Below are 21309 nucleotides of genomic sequence, written 5' to 3' on the forward strand. Positions count from 1 at the left end.
TCAGGCTTGCGGTGGCAGGTTTTCTCTTTCCGGGCGGTTTCAATGTCAGGGCGGATCGGGTATCCCCGCTGGCAAGAAAACGAAGACGGGCGAGCGCGTTTGTCCGTCACAGATGAGAAAGCTCGTCCATTGTCGGATACCACGCCTTCCTGCTTCGACCGCCCCTACTCCGCCTTCCTTTTCGACATGGACGGCACGATCCTGAGCTCCCTACTCGCCGCCGAGCGTGTCTGGGGCGCATGGGCCGCACGGCAGGGACTTGATGTCGAAGCGTTCCTTCCGACCATGCACGGCGCGCGCGGCGTCGACACCATCGCGAAGCTGAACCTGCCGGGCGTCGATCCGGTCGCGGAAGCAGCCGCCATCACCGAAGCCGAGATCAACGATGTCGAAGGCGTTTTTGCGCTGCCTGGCGCCGCCGCGTACCTGGCCGCGCTGCCGGTTGATCGCTGGGCAATCGTGACCTCGTCGCCGCTTCGGCTTGCGCATAAGCGCCTGGAAGCCGCCGGTCTACCGATCCCGAAATTCATCGTGACCGCTGAAGATGTGGAGATCGGCAAGCCCAATCCGCAATGCTACATCCTAGGCGCCGAGCGTCTGGGCTTCAGCCCGAGCGAATGCCTTGTGTTCGAAGACGTGCAGGCAGGTATCCTGGCAGGCGAAGCCGCCGGCTCCGATGTTCTGGTCATCACGGCGACGCAGCACCACGACCTCGAGACCTCGCATCCGACACTTCATTCCTACGAGGACGTTAAGGTCCGGATCTACGAGGACGGCAAAATCGGCCTCGGCAAGTAAACAAAAACGAAAATGCCCGCCGCGAGACCTGCGGCGGGCATCTGCTCTTCGGCTCGGGAGAGAGTGAGCCTTAGATGTTGGCAAGCAACTCGTTGATGCGCGACTCCATGTCGGTAAGCGCTGCATCGACATCCTTCTGACCGGTGATTGCGGCGCTCATTTCCTGGCCGATGATGTCCTGGATCGCGAACTGACGCTGAACGGTCGAGGGCAATGCGGTGCCGAGCGTTGCGATCGAGGCGATCGTGTCGCGATGCGGCAGGGCCTTGAACTCCTTGGAGTCGAGAACAGCCTTGACCGCCGGCAAATGACCGGTGCGCGACCAGTCGAAATCATTGTCGTGGAAGAACTTCAGGAACTTGCCAATCGCGGCGTTTTCCTCATCGGAACGGTCCTTGGTAGACACGGCCCAGCTGTGGCCATCCGCGTACTGCGCCTTCTTGCCGGCGAAGAGCTGCGGATACGGGTAGACAGCGTAGCCGCCCTTGTTGAGCGCCGTGCCTGCCGTTTCGGATGAGGCGTTGTAATCGCCGATCACCCAGGTGCCGTTCAGATGCACGCCGCCTTCGCCGGCGAGGAAGGCATTGATGCTGGCGGCGTAGTCGAGATCCTTGACCGTGTCGCCATTGTCGTAGATCGCCTTGTACATCTCGAGCACCTTCTTGGCCTCGGGCGTATTGATCTTCACCTGCTTCGGATCCGCGAAGAAGGCGGAATCCTGCTGGAAGAGATAGGTGTAGAGGTTGCGCGTGTAGAGCGCGACCTCGTTGGCGAGATTCTGAACAAAGTAAGGCTTGCCGGTCTTTTCCTTGAACTGCTTGGCCTGAGCGAGCAACTCTTCCGGGCTGGTCGGCAGCTTCGGCGTGCCGTCGGCGTTGACCAGTTCAGCCTTTTTGAAGAGGTCCATGTTGATGTGGTAGAGCATGGTCCAGTTGTCGATCGGCAGGCCGTAAATCTTGCCGTCCTTGGTCACGCCGCCGAGGCTGGCGTCGGTGAAATCGGTCGGTGCGACGCCCACGGACTTCAGCACGTCGTCGAGCGGCATGATCAGGCCCTTGCTCTGGTAATCCGCGAGAACCGACTGGTGGATGGTGACGATATCGGGCGGATCGCCAGCGGCGAACTGCGCGGTCAGCTGGTCATAGCCCGGCCATTCGACCGTGGTCACTGTAACGTGCACATCGGGATTGTCGGCGTTGAACTTATTGATCAGCGAGGTGATGATGCCGCACTCGCCGACCGCCTTGCTGACATCGGTGTTCTTGCCCCAATCGGCATCGCAGGCGCCGAAGAAGCGCTGCACCGTGAGCTCGGTTGCGGCGAATGCCGGCGACGCGCCGACGAGCGCGATCACGGACGCCGCCGCCAGCATGTATTTCCTGAAGTGATGTGTCATGCCCTTCTCCTCCTCTTTGGGGCTTTGCCCCTTTGGCTGGCCTCCTCCCCGGAAGCCGGTTGCGACGTCATCGCTTCAAGTCTCAGCGCACAGCGGCGCCGGAGACTGCCGTCACGATGTATTTCTGGAAAAACAGGTAGAGAACGAGAATCGGCGCGCTGGCAAAGACCGCCTGCGACATCAGGAAGCCGAGGCCTTCCGACTGCGCGAAGTTGGTCTGTGTCGAGGCGATGCCGACCGTCAGCGTATACATTTCCTTCTTGGTGCCCGAGATCAGCGGCCAGAAGTAATCGTTCCAGGCGCCGAGGAAGGTGAATATGCCGAGCGTCGCCTGTGCGGGAACCGTCAGCGGCAGAAGCACTTTCCAGAAGATCTTGAAGCGGCTCGCATTGTCGAGCAGTGCCGCCTCGTCGAGCTCCTTGGGGATAGCGCGGAAATACTGCGTCATCAGGAACACGCCGAAGGGCGCCGACAGGCCGGGCAGGATCAGCCCGTGATAGGTGTTGTGGAACTTCAGCCAGCTGAACAGCTGGTGGCGGGCGATCAGCACTGCCTGTTCCGGAACCGCCAACCCCAGGAGCACGATGATGAACAGCGTGTTGCGATAGGGAAAGTTCAGCCGCGCGAAACCGTAGCCTGCGAGCGACGAGAGCACCAGCGTGCCGATGGTAAGCCCGCCAGCGACGACCACGCTGTTCAGCACCCAGCGGAACACAGACGAGGTCGCCAAGATGTTGATATAGTTGTTGATCGTGTAAGGTGCGTTGAAGACGGAGTTCATATCCGCCATCAGTTCCTTGTTTTCCTTCAGCGACAGGCCGATCACCCACAGCACCGGCGCAAGCATCACCAGCGCGCAGAGGATGGCGAGGAAAAGGATCACGCGGTCGCCCAGCGAACGGCCGACCATGTTGCCACCTGTTGCGACACTCATCCTTCTTCTCCCTTCCGACGCGAAATGACGTACTGCGCCATGGCAGCGATGAGGATCAGCATGAAGAGGATTTCAGAGGCAGCAGCACCCAACCCGAGGTCCCATTTGGTGAAGGCCGCCTCGTAGATGTAGAAAACGATCGGCTTGGAGACGTTGTTCGGACCGCCCATGGTCATCAGCTTGGCCTGGCCGAACAGCTGGAACTGCAGGACGATCTGGATGATCACGACCAATGCGAAGGTGCGGCGGATGGACGGTAGCGTGATGTACCAGAGCGTGCGCCAACGGCTGGCATTGTCGAGCGCTGCCGCCTCGTAGATATCGCCCGGGATCTGCTGCAAGGCGGAGAGGAAGAGCATCATCGGCAGACCGATGCACCACCAGATGGTCGCGATCGCGATCCCGATCATCGCCAGCTTCGGATCCGAGAGAAACGCCGGCGGCGTGGCGCCGAACCAGCCGTAGATGGTGGCGAGCAGGCCGAAATTGCCGATAAAGACGATGCGCCAGATCAGCGTGACGATGGTGACCGACAAAACCGATGAGGAGAAATAGATCGTACGCAAAGCCGCAGCCGTCCGCGTCTTGCGGTTCAAGGCGAGTGCCAGCATCAGGCCGATGATGGCGAGCGCAGGCACGGTGAGCAGCACGAAATAGAAGGTGTTGCCGATCGCCTGGATGAAGATCTTGTCGCGAAACAGCCGGAAGTAATTGTCGATGCCGACGAAGCGGCCAACGCCGAAGGCATCCGCCTTGTGGAGGCTCAGCCAGATGCCCCAGAACAGCGGCACGACCAGCAATGTCACGAAGAAGAACAGATAGGGCAGAACGAAGATAGCGTTGCGCCAAAGCGGCGCATTGATGTTCTGCACCTTCAGGCGCGCGGAAGCCGTGGCGAGCGTGACGGTGCCAGACAGCGTTGTCTCAGTCATGCCCCGGCTCCTCATTGTGCCAGGCGCGCCCCTCGGCGTCGAAGAGATGCGTTCTGCTGCCATCAAGCGTCAGCCCCACCTCATCGCCGATCGCGACACGGCTGTTGCCAATATCCTCGGCGACGATGACGCTGCCATCCGTGAGCCTGGTATAGAGAAGCGTGCGGTCGCCCAGGCGCTCGAGCACGTCGACCTTGCCCGTCGTGGTGGCGGGTGCGCCGTTGGCGAGCTTCACCGCCTCGGCGCGGATGCCAAGCGCATGGCTACCGCCTTTGATGCCGGCAGCGCGGATGGCGGTCTTGAGCTGCGTGCCGTCAGGCAGCTTGGCGCTGACGAAGCCGCTCTCTTCGGAGATCCCAACGTCGAGGAAATTCATCGTCGGCGAGCCGACGAAGGTGGCGACGAAGCGGCTGGCCGGACGGGAATAGATCTCCATCGGCGAGCCGATCTGCTCGATTTTGCGGTTGTTCATGACGACGATGCGATCGGCCAGCGTCATCGCCTCGATCTGGTCATGGGTGACAAAAATCATTGTCGACTTCACGCGATTGCGAAGCTGTGCGAGTTCGACGCGGGTGCGCACGCGCAGCGCCGCATCAAGGTTCGACAGTGGCTCGTCGAAGAGGAATGCCTTCGGCTCCTTGACAATGGCGCGGCCGATGGCGACGCGCTGGCGCTGGCCGCCGGAGAGCTGGCCGGGCTTGCGCTCCAAGAGGTGCCCGATCTCCAGCATGCGGGCGGCTTCCGCCACGCGCGCCGAGATCACGTCAGAGGGGACCGCGATGTTGCGCAGCCCGAAGGCCATGTTGTCGGCAACAGTCATGTGCGGATAGAGCGCGTAGCTCTGGAACACCATGGCGATGTCGCGCTGGCCGGGCGGCAGCGTATCGATACGCTCGCCGTTGATAGAGATGGTGCCTTCATCGACACTTTCGAGCCCGGCGATCATTCTCAGAAGCGTGGACTTTCCGCAGCCGGACGGGCCGAGAAAGACCATGAACTCATTGGCCTTGATCGACAGCGACAGGCCGTCGAGCACGGTCATCGAGCCGTAGCGCTTACTGACATTGCTGATTTCGATATTGGCCGTCATCCGGCTGCTCCCAAGCTGCAGTCAGAATCCGAAAATCCGATATGAACACATGGCTGGCACGAAACGGCGCGAATAGCGCCTGCTTCGAGAAGCAGGCCGCCTTTCGTCCATGAAGGTGCCAAAACAGAAGCGGTTGCTCCCATCTTCTCCTCCCAGTGGCACGTCAAATCTGGTTCGCTGACGTTAAATCATACAATTACGATGTCAACATATCTTCGATATGTATCAGCTATCGTGATTTAATGGATCAAGCCTGCAGCCGGATCACGCGGTAGGACAAAGGCGCGATCTTCGCCGTCAGCTTGCCATCGGCGAATGCCGAACCACTCGCCTTCACCGGCACCACATTGTTCGGCTTTTCGGCCGTGTTGGTGATGGTGAGATCCGAATGGGCGACGACCTGGTCGTCGATGACGCTGAGGTTGCCGAATTCGAGGAGGCTGGCGTCGAGATCGAGCGCTTCCGTGCCGTGGCGGTTGACGATGAAGAAGGTGACCGTCTTGGCGTCCTTGTCATGGACGGCCGAGACGTCGAGGTATGGCACGCTGCCGACATCCTCGACCTCGTAGGCCGGGCTGTCGACCATCAACTTCAGCGCCGTGCCCCGGCCATAAACCGAAGCGAAGTAGTAGGGATAGAAGATCGTCTGGCGCCATGCGGCACCGCCCGGCGTCGTCATGATCGGAGCGATGACGTTGACCAGCTGCGCCAGGCAGGCGATCTTCACCACGTCTGCGCGGTTGATGAAGGTGTTCAGGATGCAGCCGACCTGCAGCACGTCCTCGAAGTTATAATCGTCCTCGAGCAGCGCCGGTGCATGCGGCCAGCCATTGGCGCCGGCGAGCGTCGCCTTGTCGCGTTCCTTGGAGTGGTACCATACGTTCCACTCGTCGAAAGAGATATAAACGTCCTTGGTCGAGCGCTTCTTCGCCTTGATGTAGTCGATGACGCCGGCGACCGTGCCAATGTAGTTGTCGAGCTCGATGCTGCGGGCAAGATAGTTGGCCGTGTTCTTGGCGCGGTTCTCAAAATACATGTGCAGCGAGATATAATCGACCTCGTTATAGGTGTGGTCGAGAACGGTCGCTTCCCATTCGGGATAGGTCGGCATGTGGGCATTGGACGAGCCGCAGACGACCAGCTCCAGCGAGCTGTCGAAGGCGCGCATGGCCTTGGCGGTCTCATGCGCCAGTCGGCCATATTCGTCGGCCGTCTTGTGGCCGATCTGCCAGGGGCCGTCCATCTCATTGCCGAGGCACCAGAGCTTCACGTCCCAAGGCTCGGCGCGGCCGTTGGCGATACGCTTGTCGCTCCACTCGCTGCCGCCGGGATGGTTGACGTATTCGAGGAAGTTGCGGGCTTCATCCAGGCCCCGAGAGCCGAGGTTGACGGCGAGCATCATCTCGGTCTTGGCCGAGACGCACCATTCGGCGAATTCGTGCATGCCGACCTGGTTGCTTTCGGAGGTGTGCCAGGCAAGGTCGAGGCGCGTCGGGCGGCTTTCCTTGGGGCCGATACCGTCTTCCCAGTTATAGGCCGAGACGAAGTTGCCGCCGGGATAACGCACGATCGGAACGTTCAGCTCCTTGACGAGATCGATCACATCCTTGCGCATGCCGTTTTCGTCGGCGGTCGCATGGTCGGGCTCGTAGATGCCGGTGTAGACGGCGCGACCGAGGTGCTCGATGAACGAGCCGTACAGGCGCGGGTCGATGTCCGAGATCGTGTACTTGCTATGCGCGGTGACCGCAGCCTTCATGATACCCTCCACTATATCATTCTTTGTGATCCATATCACAATTTGAGGTGAATAAAGCGGAAGCCTCGGCCGGGGTCAAGGGCAAAATTCAGAAAATCGGGTACAGTCTAGCGTGTTCTGATACGCAGCAGGATGTCCTGATCGTAATTGCCGAAACCACGACCGAAAATATTGATGCCGCCAGGGTGCTTTGCGTCATCGCGAACCCCGATGCGCAGGCGAATCGAGTGATGCTCGTCGAGTTTCAGATCCGAAAGCGCCACGTCGGAAATGCGCAGTCCATCAACGAAGGCGCCCTCGTCGTTGATGCGGAAGCTCTTCAGCTTGCCGTACTGCGAACCCTTCAGTTTCCACCAATCCGGCGTGAAAACCCCGCGTTTGTCGCCGAAATCGCCGGGGGACGTCCAGGTGCCAATATCGATACCATTGACCGTGAGCGTGATATCAGAGGGCCAGTCGGCGCTGGTGCCGGGCACTTCGGAGCTCAGTTCCATGACGAACTCGATCTCGCGGATGGGGGTGTTGGTCAGCCTGGCATTATTGGGAAACTGGTATTCGACATGACCCCGCGTGAACCATATCAGCGCCGTCTTCATGCGATCCGGATCAAGGAAAGTGTTGGGTACGTCGAGCAGACCGATGATCCCATCCACCGAGCAGAGACCGCAGGGCGCGGTCACATCGTAGCTGGTGTAGAGGCCAAGCGGCATAGCCACCTCGATCGCATCCGGTTCGGTTTCCTTGATTTCATTCTTGAAGACGACAAGGATCTCATCATAGACGCTATGACAGACTTTCTGGTTGCCCTTGCGCGCCTTTTGCGTCTCGGTGCGGATCAACCCCGCCTCCTCCAACATCTGCACATTGGTCGAGACGCTGGACTGCGGTAGCTCAAGAATATCAGCGATTTCGTTGACGTTGAGCGGCCCCTTTTCGTGCAGAAGCTTCAATACGGAAACCCTTGCCGGCGATGCCAGCCCCTTCAAAATGGGCATGCCCTCCTCGGGATCGACGACAAGAAAGTTGCGGCTCATATGGATCCCGTTCGCGGAAGATGAAATGCGTATTACTGTTGTATATCGAATATTTTGATTTATTCAATTGTCCGAACTGAAATCGCCTGCCTGTTCATGCACTTCCATTCCTGGCTAATTTTACCGGCTGCGTTTCCGTCGTGGTCATGATCCCATGCTATGACGGGACCATCGCAACATGGGGTCGCCGATCTTGAGAGCCACTTTCCGCACGACATTCCTGCTTCTGACCGCGCTGGCGCCGACGCTAGTGGCAGCCCAAGGCTGGCAGAACGACGGCCGGGGAACCTCCATATGGAGCGTGGCGCCGTCCGAGGGGCAGTGCAATGTCAGCCAGGCGAAGAACCTCGCGCGACGTGCCGGTATCATCCGCACCAATGTGGTCTATCAGGACAACGACACGCTGACGCTCCGGGGACTGACGGAATGGGGCGAACGGCGCGACATCATCTTCGCCAATGTTCGCGGCTGCCCCGAGATCGGTTTCCAGGATGTGCTGCCGTTGAATCAACGTCAGCAACAGCCCCAGCCACAACCGCCGCCAATTCAGAGACGCTAAAAAAAGCCCCGCGGCTGAGCCGCGGGACTTCTTGAGGCCGTGACCGGGAGAGAGTTGGTCAGGCGGCCTGAACCTTGCGCGCGGTGCGCGCCCATGCCGGCAGCCAGTCGCCATGCGCGGCCAGCAGTTCGTCCGTCATCGCCCAGATCTGGTCGAGGTCGAGTTCGGCCGCGGTATGCGGGTCCATCATCGCTGCATGGTAGATGTGCTCGCGATTTTCAGTCATCAGCGCCTGAACCGTCAGTTCCTGCACGTTGATGTTGGTGCGCATCAGAGCGGTCAGCTGCGGCGGCAGATCACCGATGAAAGTCGGCTGAATACCGGATGCATCGACAAGGCATGGAACTTCGGCGGCGCAATTCTCCGGCAGCGAGGTGATGCAGCCGTTGTTGCGGACGTTGCCGTAGATCACGGAGGGTTCGCCGGTCCAGACCGAATTGATGATCGAGGAGGCATATTCCTTCGACTGCTTGACCTCGATCTTGTCGGCCGAGCGATAGGCTTCCGCCTGGCCCTTCCAGCGCTCGATCTGCTCGATGCAGCGCTTCGGATATTCGTCGAGCGGAATGCCGAACTTCTCGATCAGGTCCTCGCGGCCTTCCTTGATGAAGTACGGCGTGTACTCGGCGAAATGCTCGGAGCTTTCGGTGACGAAATAGCCGAGGCGGGTCAGCATCTCGTAGCGCACCTTGTTCGGGCAACGCGGGTTCCAGCCCGGCTTCGGAGCGCGACCTTCACGGTAGGCGCGCACGAGATCGGGATAGAGGTCCTTGTAGGAGCCGTCGGGCTGGCGATGCTCGAACTTCAGGTAGAAGGCCATGTGGTTGATGCCGGCCGAGCGGTAGCGAATATCCTCATAGGGGATATCGAGATCGTGGGCGAGTTCCATCGCCGTGCCCTGAACCGAGTGGCAGAGGCCGACCTGCTTGATGGTGGGATACTTCTCGGCGATCGCCCAGGTGTTGATCGCCATCGGGTTGACGTATTGCAGCATGATTGCCTCGGGGCAGACCACGAGCATGTCCTCGCAGATCTTCCACAGATGCGGCACGGTGCGCAGGCCGCGCATGATACCGCCGACACCGAGCGTATCGGCAATCGTCTGGCGCAGGCCGAACTTCTTCGGAATGTCGAAGTCGGTGACCGTGCAGGGCTCATAGCCGCCGATCTGGAAGGCGACGACCACGAAGTCGGCACCTGTCAGCGCCTTGCGCTGGTCCGAATAGGTCTCGGCCTTGGCCTTTGCGCCCAGCGTCGAGATCAGCTTGTTGACGACGATGGCGCTTTCTTCCAAGCGCTGCGGATTGATGTCCATCAGGGCGATGGTCGCGCCCGACAGCGCGGGTCGCTGCAGCACGTCGCCGATGATGTTCTTCATGAAGACGGTGGAACCAGCTCCGATGAAGGTGATCTTGGGGTTTCTTGCCATAATATCCTCCGGCATTGGCAATCAGGCTACCTCGAAAGCGGCTTTGACGAGCCGTTCGGTGTAGGCGGTCTTGGGATTGGTGAGAACTTCGTTGACGGGTCCCTCTTCCATGATCTTGCCATGCTGCATGACAATCACCCGGTGGCAGAGGGCACGCACGACCTTGAGATCGTGCGAAATGAAGAGATAGCTGAGGCCGCGCTCGTCCTGCAGCTTGCGCAAGAGCTCGATGATCTGCGCCTGCACCGAAAGATCGAGCGCCGATGTCGGCTCGTCGAGCAGGATAAACTCCGGCTCGAGCGCGATGGCGCGGGCAATGGCGATACGCTGGCGCTGGCCGCCAGAGAATTCATGCGGAAAGCGCGACAGGATATTGCCGGGCATGCCCGCCGCGATCAGCGCCTCGCGCACACGGTCCAGCCGCTCGGCCTTGGTCGCGCCGAGCTTGTTGACGACAAGTCCTTCCTCGATGATTTGGCCGATCGTCATGCGCGGATTGAGCGATGAGAACGGATCCTGGAAGACGATCTGCATGCGCGAGCGCAGCGGCCGCATCTCGCTGCGCGACTTGCCGTGGATCGGCTGGCGGTCGAAATAGATCTCGCCATTGTCGGCATCGTTCAACCGCAACAGCGCCTGCCCGAAGGTCGTCTTGCCGGAACCGGATTCGCCGACGAGGCCAAGCGTTTCGTGCTTGCGCAGCGTCAGCCCCAGGCTGTCGACGGCCACGAGCTCCTTCAACTCCGGCTTGAAGAAGCTGCCGTGGCGCATCATGAAGGACACGCGCACGCCCTTGGCGTCGAGGATGACCTCGGAGCCCTCGGGCAACGGGTTCGCCTGGCCGCGCGGCTCGGAGCTCAAAAGATGCTTGGTGTAGCTGTGCTGCGGATTGGCGAAGAGCCTTTCCGTCGTGTTGTGCTCGCGCATTTCGCCATGCTGCATCACGTAGACGTAGTCGGAGAACTGCCGGACAACGGTGAGGTCGTGGGTGATCAGGATCACCGCCATCCGCATTTCCTTCTGCAGATTGCGGATGAGGTTGAGGATCTGCGCCTGAACCGTCACGTCGAGCGCGGTGGTCGGCTCGTCGGCGATCAGCACGTCAGGATCATTGGAGAGCGCCATGGCGATCATCACGCGCTGTCGCTGGCCGCCGGACAACTGGTGCGGATACTGCTTCAGGCGCGCTTCGGGATCGGGGATCTGCACCTGCTTCAGAAGCTCGAGCGCACGCGCTTCCGCCTGCTTCTTGCTCACCTTGCGGTGGACGCGGATCGCTTCGACGATCTGGCTGCCGATCGTGTAGATAGGGTTCAGCGAGCTCATCGGCTCCTGGAAGATCATCGAGATGCGGTCGCCGCGCAGCTTGCGGCGCTCGCGCTCTGGGTATTTCAGGATATTGGCGCCGTCATATTCCACGGTCGATTTCGGCGCGACGACGGCGCGCTTCGACAGGAGCCCCATGACGGTGCGGGCCGTCACGGACTTGCCGGAGCCGGATTCGCCGACGATAGCGATGGTTTCCCCGCGGTAGAGCTGGAAGGAGATATCCTTCACCGCTTCCACGGTGCCATGCTCGACCTTGAAGTTGACGCCGATATTGCGGGCATCGATGACGGGGTTTTCCTTGTGCGCATCGTGATCGAAGCGGACGGGCGGGGCAAACGAGTTGACGAGTGCGAGAGCCATGTTCTTCACCTCAATCAATAGGGATCGACCGCGTCGCGCAGACCGTCGCCGAGCGCGTTGAACGCGAAGACGGTGACGAGCACGAAGCCGACGGGGGCGAGGATCCAGGGATAGGTGCCGATCACCGAATAGTTGGCGGTGTCCTGCAGCATCAGCCCCCAGGAGATCAGCGGCGGCTTCACGGCAAAGCCGAGGAAGCCGAGGAAGGATTCGAGCAGCACGACGCTCGGGATGTGCAGCGTGACGGCAACGATGACGTGGCTCATCACATTCGGAAAGATGTGCTGGAAGATGATGCGCCGGTCGGTGGCGCCGACGGCCATTGCCGCGCGGACATAGTCGATGCGGGCGAGTGCCAGCGTCTTGCCGCGCACCTCGCGCGACATCTGCGCCCAGCCGAGCGCCGACATGACGACGATGACGAAGGCAAGGAAGACGTTGGTCGGCGCCGTCACCGGGATCAGCGAGGTCAGCGCCAGATAGAGCGGCAGCTGCGGAAAGGCGAGCACGATTTCCACGAAACGCTGCACCCAGGCATCGAACGAGCCGCCGAAATAACCGGAGACCATGCCGACGGTGGTGCCGATGACGGTGACGATGAAGACGACCGTCAGAGCGATGGTGAGCGAGATGCGCGAGCCGATGATGGCGCGCGAGAGAACGTCACGGCCGAACTTGTCGGTGCCGAGGAAATGCACCGGCTGCCCGTCGACGGAGCCGAAGAAGTGGCGGTCGGTGGGGATCAGGCCGAGAAGGTTGTACTCCGAGCCCTTGACGAAAAAGCCGAGCAGGCGCGGATTGTCGTAGTCGGGGCCGACGATCGGCTGGAACGTGACCGGATCGAGCTCCTCGGATTCGCCGAGCGCATAGACGCGCGGCGGATAGGTGAGATTGCCGTCCTTGTCGTGGAAGCTCATCATCTGTGGCGGCGCGAAGCCGGTATCGGTGGCCTTGGGGTCCATCGGCGCGAAGAAATCGGCGAAGACGGCCATCAGCAGCAGCAGGCCGACGAGCACGAGGCCCATCATGCCGGTCCAGGAACGGCGCAGGCGACGCCAGACCAGCGACAGATAGCTTTCATTGCCGTTCTGCAGGCCCTTGACGGTCTCTTCGTGCGGTGGCGGGGGAGCGGAATCGAAAGCGAGCATATCAGGCTCCTCCGTACTGGCGGACGCGCGGGTCCAGCATGGCAAGCAGCATGTCGGCGATGATGTTGCCGACGATCAGCGTCGCCGAAAGAACCATCATGAAGGTGGCGGTGACATAGACGTCGCCAATAGCCATGGAGCCGACGATGGCAGGGCCGACTGTTGGCAGCGAGAAGATGATCGCCGTCTCGATTTCGCCGGTCAGCATGTAGGGAAGCACGACGCCCTGGTACATGACGAGCGGGTGCAGCGCATTGGGCACCGCATGGCGCATCACGACCGCGCTGCCCGACAGGCCCTTGGCGCGGGCTGTCTCGACATATTGCGCGTTCAACGTATCGAGCAGATTGCCGCGCATGACGCGCATGTTGTAGGCGAGACCGCCGAAGGTGGCGATGGCGACGACAGGCCAGACGTGGCTGACGAGGTCGACGAATTTCGCCCAAGACCACGGCGCTCCGCCATATTGCGGCGAGAAGAAGCTGCCGATTTCCGAGACGTTGAACTGGAAAACGAGGAGGTAGACGATGATCAGCGCCATCAGAAAGCGCGGCACCGTCATGCCGAGGAAGGAGACGCCAGAGAGCAGGCTGTCGATCCAGCTGTACTGGCGGGTGGCTGCCCAGATGCCGAAGCCGATGCCGAGAACCGACGCAAAGATGTGACAGACAAGCGCAAGCAGCAGCGTGCGCGGCAGGCGCTCGGCCACGACGTCGGCGACCGGCTTGTTGTAGAACATGCTGTAGCCGAAGTTGCCCTCGGTGATGATGCCCTTGATCCAGGCGAAATACTGGATGACCATCGGCTGGTCGAGGCCATGGGCGACGCGGTAGGCCTGGGCCTGTGCGTCGGCGGCTTCGAAGGACGCGCCGCTCTGGTTGATCAGCTGTGATCGGATGTAGTCGGCATAGTCGCCCGGCGGAGCCTGGATGATCGCGAAGGTCACGATGCTCAGGATGATCAGGACGGGGATGGCGGACGCTATGCGCACGAGCAGGAAGCGTAACATCGGGCTCGTTTCTCCTTGCGGCCAGTCGCGCCTTTCGGTGCGGCCAGCTTGTTGATCTTGCCCGGCCGCGCATCACGCGCGGCCGGTCCGTTTCTTCGGGAGGAGAACTTAGTTGATCGGACCCTTTTCGCCGGGCTTGCCGGGCAGCTGCTCGGGGAACAGCTCGTACTTGCCCTGCTTGTCGGCGGCCACCCACAGACGTTCGCGGATGACGGAGTCTTCAGCCCAGTTGAACATGAAGATCGGAGTACCAGCCGGCACGTTCGAGAAGCGCTTGTTGATGATCAGCGCGCCCGGATATTCCGTGAGCCCGACGGTATCGACGTTTTCGGTCGCGACCTTCTGGTACTGCTTCATCAGTTCGACGCGCTCGTTGTTGTCCTGGCTCGTCTGGAACTTGGTGACGATGTCAACGAGCTTTTCTTCGTAGGGCATCAGGTCGACCTTGCCGTCCTTGCCGGCGCGGTGCTGCCAGCTGGTGCGGGGGCCAACCGGAGCAAGCTGCTCGGTGTTCTGCACCACGGAAGCCAGTTCCGGCGAGCTGCGCTGGATCAGCCAGTCGAAGCGGCCGCCGTAATGCGCGTCGTCACGCTTCGGACCGTCGAGGGCGTTCAGGATGACCTTGATGCCCAGCTTCTCCATCTGTCCGACGACACCTTCGGCAAGGCTCTTGTCGGTGGCGTAGCCGTTGTTGACCAGAAGCACGATCTCGACGTTCTTGCCGCCTTCGGTCGATGCCGGGAAGTTCACGAAGCCGTCGCCATCGGTATCCTTCAGGCCGACCTTTTCAAGCAGCGCCTTGGCGCCCTTGAGGTCGAAGGGATAGTAGACGACAGAGTTGCGGTCGTAGAAGCTCGTGCCGGACGACAGGCCACCGGGATAGATCGCCGTGAACGGACCCTTGACGAGAGAGTCGCCGATCGCCTTGCGGTCGAGCCCCATGGTGATCGCCTTGCGGAAGTCCTCGTTGCGGTTCAGCTCGCGGACCGCCTGGCTGCGGGCATCCGGTTCACCCCAGCCGTTGCCGGAGAGGTTCATGCGCATGTTGTAGCCGATCAGGCGCGGGCCGAAGGCGAGACGGGCGGGGGCCGTCTTTTCGGCAGCACGCTTCAGCGATGCCACGAAGTTTTCCGGCTGCTCGAGGTTCGAGATGTCGCCCGAGCCGGCAACGGCCTGCACGTCGCGGTCCGCCCAGGTCGAAAGCTTGTAGTGCAGCTCGTTGAGGTAAGGCAGCTGGTTGCCCTTCTCGTCGACCTTCCAGTAGTAGGGGTTGCGGCGCATCACGATGATATCGTCGGGACGATACTCGACCGGCACCCAGCCACCCATGACGGGCATGTTCATGTACTCAGGCGGGAAGGCGTTCTTGAACTGGTCGTAGGTGTTCTTCGAATATTTCGGATGCTGGGGCTTCAGGATATGCGACGGGCCGGGGCAGAAGCTCGGATAAGCCATGGTGTAGAGATACTGCTTCGGGAAGGCTTCCTTGAAGGTCCACTCGACGGTGTAGTCGTCGATCTTCTTCAGCGTGGTTCCCTCGCCGAAGGCCTCGGGCGAAGCTCCGCCGCCGAGCGGCGAGACGTTGGGATCGATGACTTCGTCTTCCCAGTAGAACATGATGTCGTCGGCGTTGAAGGCGACGCCGTCGGACCACTTGGCGCCTTCGATGAGGTGCATGGTGAGCTTATGGCCATCTTCTGACCATTCCCAGCCCTTGGCGAGGTTCGGAAGCGGCTCGGTGTCCTTGGCTTCGACCTGGAAGAGCGGTGCGGTGCGCGTCAGGCATTCGGAAAGGCCGATATCGATGCCGCCCCAGCCTTGAGTCTGGCCGGCGCCGTAGTTCCAGCCTTCCGGCCGGCCGCCGATGACATGGCGCAGCGTGTCGCCATAGACGCCGATGCCGTCGACCATATTGTCGGTCTTGAAGACCAGCGGCTCCTTGGGGAGACGGTCCTTGACCGGGGGAAGCTTGCCGGTGTCAACGAAGTTCTTCTTCACCCAATCCGGCTCGTTATACGAGGGAAGCGCCTTGAACTCCTCGATGGAATCTCTCGATACGTAATTGATCTTACCTTCCGCCGGAAACTGCGGCGGGACGGGTGGCGTCGTCGGCTCGGAGGCGTAGGCGCTCAAAGCCTGGACCGAGACGCTCAGCGCCAGTCCGGCCAGAATGCCAAGGTTGCGGTAATGTCTCATCGTCTCTCCCTTTTGTATCGGGACGCTTGTCGGCTGCCCCGGTTCTCCTCAACGATCCGGAAACGGGCTTGCAGCGATGGCATCCCCTCCTTGGAACGCCATCGCCACCCGTCCTCCGGGGAAACTTACACGGCCTGCTCGAGCGCCGCCTTCTCGGCGCGGAGCTCGTCGATCGAGCGAACGTTGCGGCGTGCCGCACCTGCCCATTCGCGGGTCTTCACCGTCGACTTCGCCAGACGTTCCTTGGCGGCCGGAACCGCATCCGCATATTGCGGCAACCAACGCGCCTGGGCGACAACCATTTCATCGACCATCTGCCAGACCTCTTCCGGCGTCGCCACCGCGCCGACCAGCGGGTCGTGGAGGACGGCGAGCTTCAGGAGATCGATGTCGCCGCTGATGGCGGCATGAACCGACATGCGCTGGACGTTGATCGAGGCCATGCAGGTCGCAGCACAGGCTTCCGGAATGGTGATGCCGGAGACCATGTTGATGCCGAAGCGATCGACGAAGCCGGGCGATTCGATGATTGCGTCAGCTGGCAGGTTCGTGATCACGCCGTTGTTCTTGAGGTTAAAGTGACCGCGATAGACACGGCCGGTCTCCAGCGCCTCGAGAATGTGGCTGGCGTGCTCGTTGGAGCGCTTGGCCGGATCGATCGGCTTTTCGGCCGAAGCGAGGAACTGCGGGAATTCCGTCTCGAACCAGTTGCGGGTTTCGGTGGAGTGGCGAAGATAGCCGCCGGTTTCGCCATGGATCCAGTCGGACATGTCGATCCATTTGGTGATTTCATCAGGCCGCTTGCGGTACCAGGGCAGGTATTCCGACAGGTGACCGTTGCTCTCCGTCGAATAAACGCCGAAGCGCTTTAGGACGTCGATGCGCAGCTTTTCCTGCTGCGAGAACACAGGATGCGCCTCGAAGGCGGCAACCAGCTCATCCTTGCCGATCTTGCGGCCGTTGAGCTTCAGATCGACGAACCAGGTCTGGTGGTTGATGCCCGAGCAGATATAGTCGAGCTCGGAGACCGACTTCGCGCCAAGCACTTCTGCGATCTGTTCGGCGCCGTGCTGGACGCCGTGGCAGAGACCAACGGTATCGACCTTGCCGTATTCGATCGCGGCCCAGGTGTTCATCGCCATCGGGTTCGCGTAATTCAGGAACTTGGCGCCGGGCTCGGCGACTTCGCGAATATCCTTGCAGAAGTCGAGGATGACTGGGATGTTGCGCTGACCGTAGAGAATGCCGCCGGCGCAGATCGTGTCACCGACGCACTGGTCGATGCCGTATTTCAGCGGAATTCTGATATCGTCGGCATAAGCTTCCAGACCACCGACGCGCACACAGCTGATGATGTAGCGAGCGCCGGTCAGCGCTTCACGGCGGTTGGTCGTCGCCGTCACCTTGGTCGGCAGTTTGTTCGATGCAACAATCGTATCGAGGATCTGCTTGATCATCTGCAGATTGTGCTCGCTCATGTCCGTGAGCGCGAACTCGATATCCCGAAATTCTGGAACGCACAGAATGTCGGTGAACAGCTTTTTCGTGAAGCCGACGCTGCCTGCGCCGATGATAGCGATTTTGAAACTCATGATCCTAGCCTCGATGCGATTAAGATGCCGGATTTGGACAGCAGGAAGAAGAATAGGCCGCGGGCTTGCGTCCGACGACGAAAAAGGCCAGAAATCCGGCTTATTCTCCCCCCCGCCGCTCCATGAGCCCGGCGGTGTTCTCTCTCTTGGGGCGGATTATGCGTAAAATCTTCAAGGCCGCCAGAGAAGGATTATGCTTTCATGGGTAATTTTGTGCTGCAGGATTTGATCGATCGTGGGCCGTCCATGCGAACGGTTTCCCTGCCGCGCGGCCGACAATCCCTGCATACCATGCCAACAAGCACCGGTTACGAAGTGCGCGAGAATGCCACCTATGACTGGGATGGACGCAAGCGCGGGCAGACGCCTTTTACCGTGTTGCAGCACACGATTAGCGGTGCTGGCAATCTACGCTACGAGAATCGCGAACTGCGGGTGAAGGAGGGCGAGACTTTGCTGGTGCTGGTGCCACACAATCATCGCTACTGGCTGGAGGACGGCGATCGCTGGGAGTTCTTCTGGATCTCGATGAACGGCGAGGAAGCACTGCGCATTCACCGATCTATCCTCGCGGTCACCGGTCCGATCTTGAAACTGCAGCCGCGGACGATCGAACATCTTGCCGATTGCAGCCTACGGCTAATCACTGGCGGCGAAACGCCTGGCTTGGCGTCGTCAATTGCCTATGAGGCGGCGATGGCCCTTTATGACGACGTGTTCGGCTCGCATCCCGTATTCAGCGAAGAGTACCGGACCATGCAGCACGTCATCGACTACATTACCGACAATCTTGAAAAGCCGCTACCGGTGGAGGACCTCGCCAGGGTGGCAGGCCTCAGCCGCGCGCATTTTTCTCGCATGTTCGCCGCCAACGAAGGCCTCCCGCCGGCCGAATATGTGCTGCAGAAGCGCTTGAAACGGGCGGTCAAGCTGTTGACGAAGACTGCCCACATGCCGGTCAAGGAAGTGGCGATCCGCTCTGGCTTTGAGGACGCCAACTATTTCTCCAAAGTGTTCCGTCGGGTCTACGGCACCAATCCGACGGAGTTTCGCACGACCGGCATGTATGCCAGCGTCGGCAAACCGCGCTGATGGCAGCCGGGCCGGTTCAATCCGAAGACTTTTGCGGTGGGGCGCCATGATCGGCGTCCGAAGGCGCGGATGGCAGCGGCCGCGACCCGACATAAAATGCACATCCCCCGATCAGCAAGCCGACAAAAAGTGCGAGCCATATGCCCGGTCTTGCCGCGAGGTAGAACACCACGTAACCCCCAGCCATGCCGGTGAGCGCCATGGCTTTGGCACGCATCGATATCGCGCCCTGGTCGCGCCACGCCCGCAGTGTGGGGCCAAACGTCGGATGGTTCAGAACCCAGGTTTCGAGACGGGGCGACGAGCGGGTGAAGCACCAGACGGCTAGGATCAGGAAGATGGTCGTCGGCATTAGCGGCAGCAACGCCCCGATAAAGGCGAGGACCAGCATCAGTATGCCAAGGATAAAATATCCTGCACGCAAAGTGAGGGCGGTGACGCGGCCGGGTTTCACAGACATCTTCCGGTTTATAGAGGGCGCAGTATCCCTTTCACGACAGCGTGGCGCAATGCAAGATACATGGTCATTTTTCCGGTAATCGCCGCTATTCTGCCGCCTCCCGCAACGCTGGCGGCTCGCTGTCCTGCAACTGGCGAGCATTGGGGAAAAGATTGTGCCGAAGACCGACTAGCGCCATCAGGATCTTGCGCACCGCCGACGACCTGGCAGGGCCACGAACCGTATCGATCGCGGCATCGAACAACTGCAGCAGCGACTGGTCCGGCTGCGTCTCGGGCGTGCGCCGTCTTTCCGCGTAGAAATACGCAACAGCATCGAGAACCTCGTCTACGGCTGCACGCTGGTCTGCGAGAAGCTGCCCCTTGCATGCCTGCAGATCGACGACGCTTGTTCCAACCCGCATATCCTTCAGCATGTCCGCCTGGGTGACAGTGGAATCCTGCGCCAACGAGGCAAGACGCGGTACCATCAGCGAAAAACGATCCAGCATCGTATATAGCAGGGCCTGGGGGTCGCGCTTCTGCGACTTGCGCGCCACAGCGGCTATGTCAGCCCATGCGGCCTTGAAGAGCCTGCGCGCGCTCCACTCCGCGCCAACTGACCTAACCACGGCTGCAATACCGATCGCCATCAGCGTTCCGAGGACCGTCGAGAGATTGGCATTCAGGAAGGAGGCGAGATCGAAACTAGGCCTCGATTGCAGTGTCAGCATCGTCGGTATGTTGGCGGACAAAGCCATTCCGAGCAGGAAGGTCGATGGGCGCGCGATCAGCACGCCAAGCGGCAGAAAGAGAAAGCTCAGCGCCAGCACGAGCGAGGAGAATCCGCTGAGAACGGGCATTACCGCGAATACAAACACGAAGCTGAGAACAATCGCGACCATGCTGAAGATCATGAACTTGCGAATAATCGGCGTCGGATTGTCCATCGCTGCAAAGAAGCAGATGAGAATGCCTGCGATCACAGGTGCACCGGCGCCGCTGCTCCAGCCTGTCATGACCCAGAAGACCGTGCCCAGCACGATGGCCAGCGCGGCCGAAAAACCGGAGAAAAGCGCCATGCCATAGTCTCTGTGAATCGGGCGCGCGCTTTTCTGCTTGAAGCCGAACGACTGCCCCTTCCAGGCAGGCCGTGATCCCGAGGCAATATGCAGCCGCAAGCCCACGCATTCGTTCCAGATCTCCAGCAGGTCGCGCAGCCGGGCTGAGAAATCCAGCACCAGCAGATCCTGCCACCCGCTTGAGCACATCGCTTCAGCCTCAAGCGCCTGAAGCGGCGCCAGCATCTCGCTGTAGCACTCCTCCGACATCGGCTCTTTTGTCCGCATCCACGCCTCGGCATCAGCAATGAGCTTCTTGACGGCGTGTGTGTGTTCGTACCCCGTCCTTGTTAGCGCGCGATCCACATCCACGAAGCCGGACACCACGGGCAGGAGCGTGATCATGTGACGTTGCAACTCGCGTGAAGCGCCGACGAGCTGACTGTGGCTTGACGTGTCGTAGGACACGTGGGTCGTGAACGTTCTGATATCGGCGGCCTCGGCCGCAAGACGGCCGGATGTGCGCATCAGTGTGGGATCCTCCGGGCGTCTGTCGAGTGCTGCCGCAATCAGAACAGATGCATCGCTCAACCAAGCATCGATGCGCGCCGTCAGTACCGGACCGGCATGACGTGGAAAAACAACTCGGTTGATGACTGCCGCGCAGATGATTGCGACAGAGATTTCTATGACGCGCGAGGTGGTATAGGTAAACACTGCCGACGGGTTGTCGACCAGCGGAAAGCTGGTGAGCGCGGCCGTGTAACCTGCCAGCATGAAACCATAGCTGCGCGGTGTGCGGTCGAGCAGGCTGATCGCGAGGCAAACCGCGACCCAAAGCGCGATCGCCAATGTCAGCAATTCCGGCGCATTCACGAGATTTGGCACGAGAATGATGCTCATCGCCCCACCCGCCGCTGTGCCGACCAGGCGATAGACCGCCTTCGAGGTGCTTGCGCCTGATAGCGGATGGGCAACGATGTAGACGGTAGTCACAGCCCAATAGGGATTGGGGAGGTCAAAGCACAAGGCAATGAACAGCGCCAGCATGGCTGCAATGAATGTCTTAATCGAGAAAACCATGTCCCACGTATCGGGGAGCCAGGTGAGCTTCTTGCTTGCCATGGGAAACCGGAGGTGTGCGCTACAG

General features: G+C 60.6%; 17 protein-coding genes. 3 read left to right on the plus strand and 14 right to left on the minus strand.

All coding sequences use genetic code 11. The annotated features are described in order from the left end of the window. Positions 1-129 precede the first annotated feature (129 nt). The gene (locus QTL96_RS10595; RefSeq protein ID WP_354669128.1) at positions 130-798 is read left to right on the plus strand and encodes an HAD-IA family hydrolase; all 669 of its coding nucleotides are present in this window, start codon (positions 130-132) and stop codon (positions 796-798) included. A 70-nt stretch (positions 799-868) separates the two neighbouring features. Here the strand turns inward: QTL96_RS10595 and QTL96_RS10600 are convergent, their stop codons facing one another. The 6 genes from QTL96_RS10600 to QTL96_RS10625 form a co-directional block, all read right to left on the minus strand. Then, positions 869-2194, minus strand: coding sequence for an extracellular solute-binding protein (locus QTL96_RS10600; RefSeq protein WP_026282913.1), 1326 nt, complete (start codon positions 2192-2194; stop codon positions 869-871). 82 nt (positions 2195-2276) lie between these two features. After that, positions 2277-3128, minus strand: a complete 852-nt coding sequence (locus QTL96_RS10605) for a carbohydrate ABC transporter permease (RefSeq protein ID WP_018898041.1) — start codon at positions 3126-3128, stop codon at positions 2277-2279. Beyond that, positions 3125-4060 (minus strand): sugar ABC transporter permease, encoded by a 936-nt coding sequence (locus QTL96_RS10610; protein ID WP_289727711.1) that lies wholly within the window; start codon positions 4058-4060, stop codon positions 3125-3127. Before QTL96_RS10610 ends, QTL96_RS10605 begins: the two co-directional genes overlap by 4 nt. Then, positions 4053-5153, minus strand: coding sequence for a sn-glycerol-3-phosphate ABC transporter ATP-binding protein UgpC (gene ugpC, locus QTL96_RS10615; RefSeq protein WP_112943271.1), 1101 nt, complete (start codon positions 5151-5153; stop codon positions 4053-4055). The genes QTL96_RS10610 and ugpC overlap by 8 nt, the downstream gene beginning before the upstream one ends. Before the next feature lie 247 nt (positions 5154-5400). Continuing rightward, the gene (locus tag QTL96_RS10620; RefSeq protein ID WP_113168168.1) at positions 5401-6912 is read right to left on the minus strand and encodes an alpha-N-arabinofuranosidase; all 1512 of its coding nucleotides are present in this window, start codon (positions 6910-6912) and stop codon (positions 5401-5403) included. Positions 6913-7019: 107 nt separating this feature from the next. Beyond that, positions 7020-7946: a helix-turn-helix domain-containing protein gene (locus tag QTL96_RS10625; RefSeq protein ID WP_112819868.1), complete on the minus strand. Its 927-nt coding sequence runs from the start codon at positions 7944-7946 to the stop codon at positions 7020-7022. Positions 7947-8139: 193 nt separating this feature from the next. Between QTL96_RS10625 and QTL96_RS10630 the strand changes: the two genes are divergently transcribed. Beyond that, a complete protein-coding gene (locus tag QTL96_RS10630) occupies positions 8140-8505 on the plus strand; it encodes a hypothetical protein (protein WP_289727712.1) in 366 nt (121 codons plus the stop codon). 58 nt (positions 8506-8563) lie between these two features. Here QTL96_RS10630 and QTL96_RS10635 read toward each other — a convergent pair whose 3' ends face one another. The 6 genes from QTL96_RS10635 to QTL96_RS10660 form a co-directional block, all read right to left on the minus strand. Beyond that, a complete protein-coding gene (locus QTL96_RS10635) occupies positions 8564-9934 on the minus strand; it encodes an alpha-glucosidase/alpha-galactosidase (RefSeq protein WP_112820139.1) in 1371 nt (456 codons plus the stop codon). Positions 9935-9955: 21 nt separating this feature from the next. After that, positions 9956-11623, minus strand: coding sequence for an ABC transporter ATP-binding protein (locus QTL96_RS10640; RefSeq protein ID WP_289727713.1), 1668 nt, complete (start codon positions 11621-11623; stop codon positions 9956-9958). 14 nt (positions 11624-11637) lie between these two features. After that, positions 11638-12771 carry an ABC transporter permease gene (locus tag QTL96_RS10645; RefSeq protein WP_289727714.1) on the minus strand — a complete coding sequence of 378 codons (1134 nt, stop codon included), beginning with the start codon at positions 12769-12771 and terminating at the stop codon, positions 11638-11640. A gap of 1 nt (position 12772) precedes the next feature. Beyond that, positions 12773-13780, minus strand: a complete 1008-nt coding sequence (locus QTL96_RS10650) for an ABC transporter permease (protein WP_113168170.1) — start codon at positions 13778-13780, stop codon at positions 12773-12775. A gap of 108 nt (positions 13781-13888) precedes the next feature. Further along, positions 13889-15976 (minus strand): ABC transporter substrate-binding protein, encoded by a 2088-nt coding sequence (locus QTL96_RS10655; RefSeq protein WP_113168171.1) that lies wholly within the window; start codon positions 15974-15976, stop codon positions 13889-13891. 125 nt (positions 15977-16101) lie between these two features. Continuing rightward, complete coding sequence (locus tag QTL96_RS10660; RefSeq protein ID WP_289727715.1) at positions 16102-17568, minus strand: alpha-glucosidase/alpha-galactosidase; 1467 nt, start codon at positions 17566-17568, stop codon at positions 16102-16104. A 201-nt stretch (positions 17569-17769) separates the two neighbouring features. Here QTL96_RS10660 and QTL96_RS10665 point away from each other — a divergent pair, with 201 nt between their 5' ends. Then, the gene (locus QTL96_RS10665; protein ID WP_113168173.1) at positions 17770-18660 is read left to right on the plus strand and encodes an AraC family transcriptional regulator; all 891 of its coding nucleotides are present in this window, start codon (positions 17770-17772) and stop codon (positions 18658-18660) included. A gap of 16 nt (positions 18661-18676) precedes the next feature. Here QTL96_RS10665 and QTL96_RS10670 read toward each other — a convergent pair whose 3' ends face one another. Continuing rightward, positions 18677-19120, minus strand: coding sequence for a YbaN family protein (locus tag QTL96_RS10670; RefSeq protein WP_289727716.1), 444 nt, complete (start codon positions 19118-19120; stop codon positions 18677-18679). Between the two features lie 85 nt (positions 19121-19205). After that, positions 19206-21284, minus strand: a complete 2079-nt coding sequence (locus tag QTL96_RS10675) for an FUSC family protein (protein WP_289727717.1) — start codon at positions 21282-21284, stop codon at positions 19206-19208. Positions 21285-21309 lie beyond the last annotated feature (25 nt).

It is taken from the genome of Rhizobium sp. S163 (assembly GCF_030380805.1).
In the GTDB taxonomy this organism is placed as follows: Bacteria; Pseudomonadota; Alphaproteobacteria; order Rhizobiales; family Rhizobiaceae; genus Rhizobium.

What these genes read in the sequence shown, in the direction of transcription:
- QTL96_RS10660 (WP_289727715.1), bottom strand. Translation starts at nt 17,568, where the DNA reads ATGAGTTTCAAAATCGCTATCATCGGCGCAGGCAGCGTCGGCTTCACG.
- QTL96_RS10605 (WP_018898041.1), bottom strand. Translation starts at nt 3,128, where the DNA reads ATGAGTGTCGCAACAGGTGGCAACATGGTCGGCCGTTCGCTGGGCGAC.
- QTL96_RS10675 (WP_289727717.1), bottom strand. Translation starts at nt 21,284, where the DNA reads ATGGCAAGCAAGAAGCTCACCTGGCTCCCCGATACGTGGGACATGGTT.
- QTL96_RS10650 (WP_113168170.1), bottom strand. Translation starts at nt 13,780, where the DNA reads ATGTTACGCTTCCTGCTCGTGCGCATAGCGTCCGCCATCCCCGTCCTG.
- ugpC (WP_112943271.1), bottom strand. Translation starts at nt 5,153, where the DNA reads ATGACGGCCAATATCGAAATCAGCAATGTCAGTAAGCGCTACGGCTCG.
- QTL96_RS10610 (WP_289727711.1), bottom strand. Translation starts at nt 4,060, where the DNA reads ATGACTGAGACAACGCTGTCTGGCACCGTCACGCTCGCCACGGCTTCC.
- QTL96_RS10600 (WP_026282913.1), bottom strand. Translation starts at nt 2,194, where the DNA reads ATGACACATCACTTCAGGAAATACATGCTGGCGGCGGCGTCCGTGATC.
- QTL96_RS10645 (WP_289727714.1), bottom strand. Translation starts at nt 12,771, where the DNA reads ATGCTCGCTTTCGATTCCGCTCCCCCGCCACCGCACGAAGAGACCGTC.
- QTL96_RS10655 (WP_113168171.1), bottom strand. Translation starts at nt 15,976, where the DNA reads ATGAGACATTACCGCAACCTTGGCATTCTGGCCGGACTGGCGCTGAGC.
- QTL96_RS10670 (WP_289727716.1), bottom strand. Translation starts at nt 19,120, where the DNA reads ATGTCTGTGAAACCCGGCCGCGTCACCGCCCTCACTTTGCGTGCAGGA.
- QTL96_RS10665 (WP_113168173.1), top strand. Translation starts at nt 17,770, where the DNA reads ATGGGTAATTTTGTGCTGCAGGATTTGATCGATCGTGGGCCGTCCATG.
- QTL96_RS10620 (WP_113168168.1), bottom strand. Translation starts at nt 6,912, where the DNA reads ATGAAGGCTGCGGTCACCGCGCATAGCAAGTACACGATCTCGGACATC.
- QTL96_RS10625 (WP_112819868.1), bottom strand. Translation starts at nt 7,946, where the DNA reads ATGAGCCGCAACTTTCTTGTCGTCGATCCCGAGGAGGGCATGCCCATT.
- QTL96_RS10640 (WP_289727713.1), bottom strand. Translation starts at nt 11,623, where the DNA reads ATGGCTCTCGCACTCGTCAACTCGTTTGCCCCGCCCGTCCGCTTCGAT.
- QTL96_RS10635 (WP_112820139.1), bottom strand. Translation starts at nt 9,934, where the DNA reads ATGGCAAGAAACCCCAAGATCACCTTCATCGGAGCTGGTTCCACCGTC.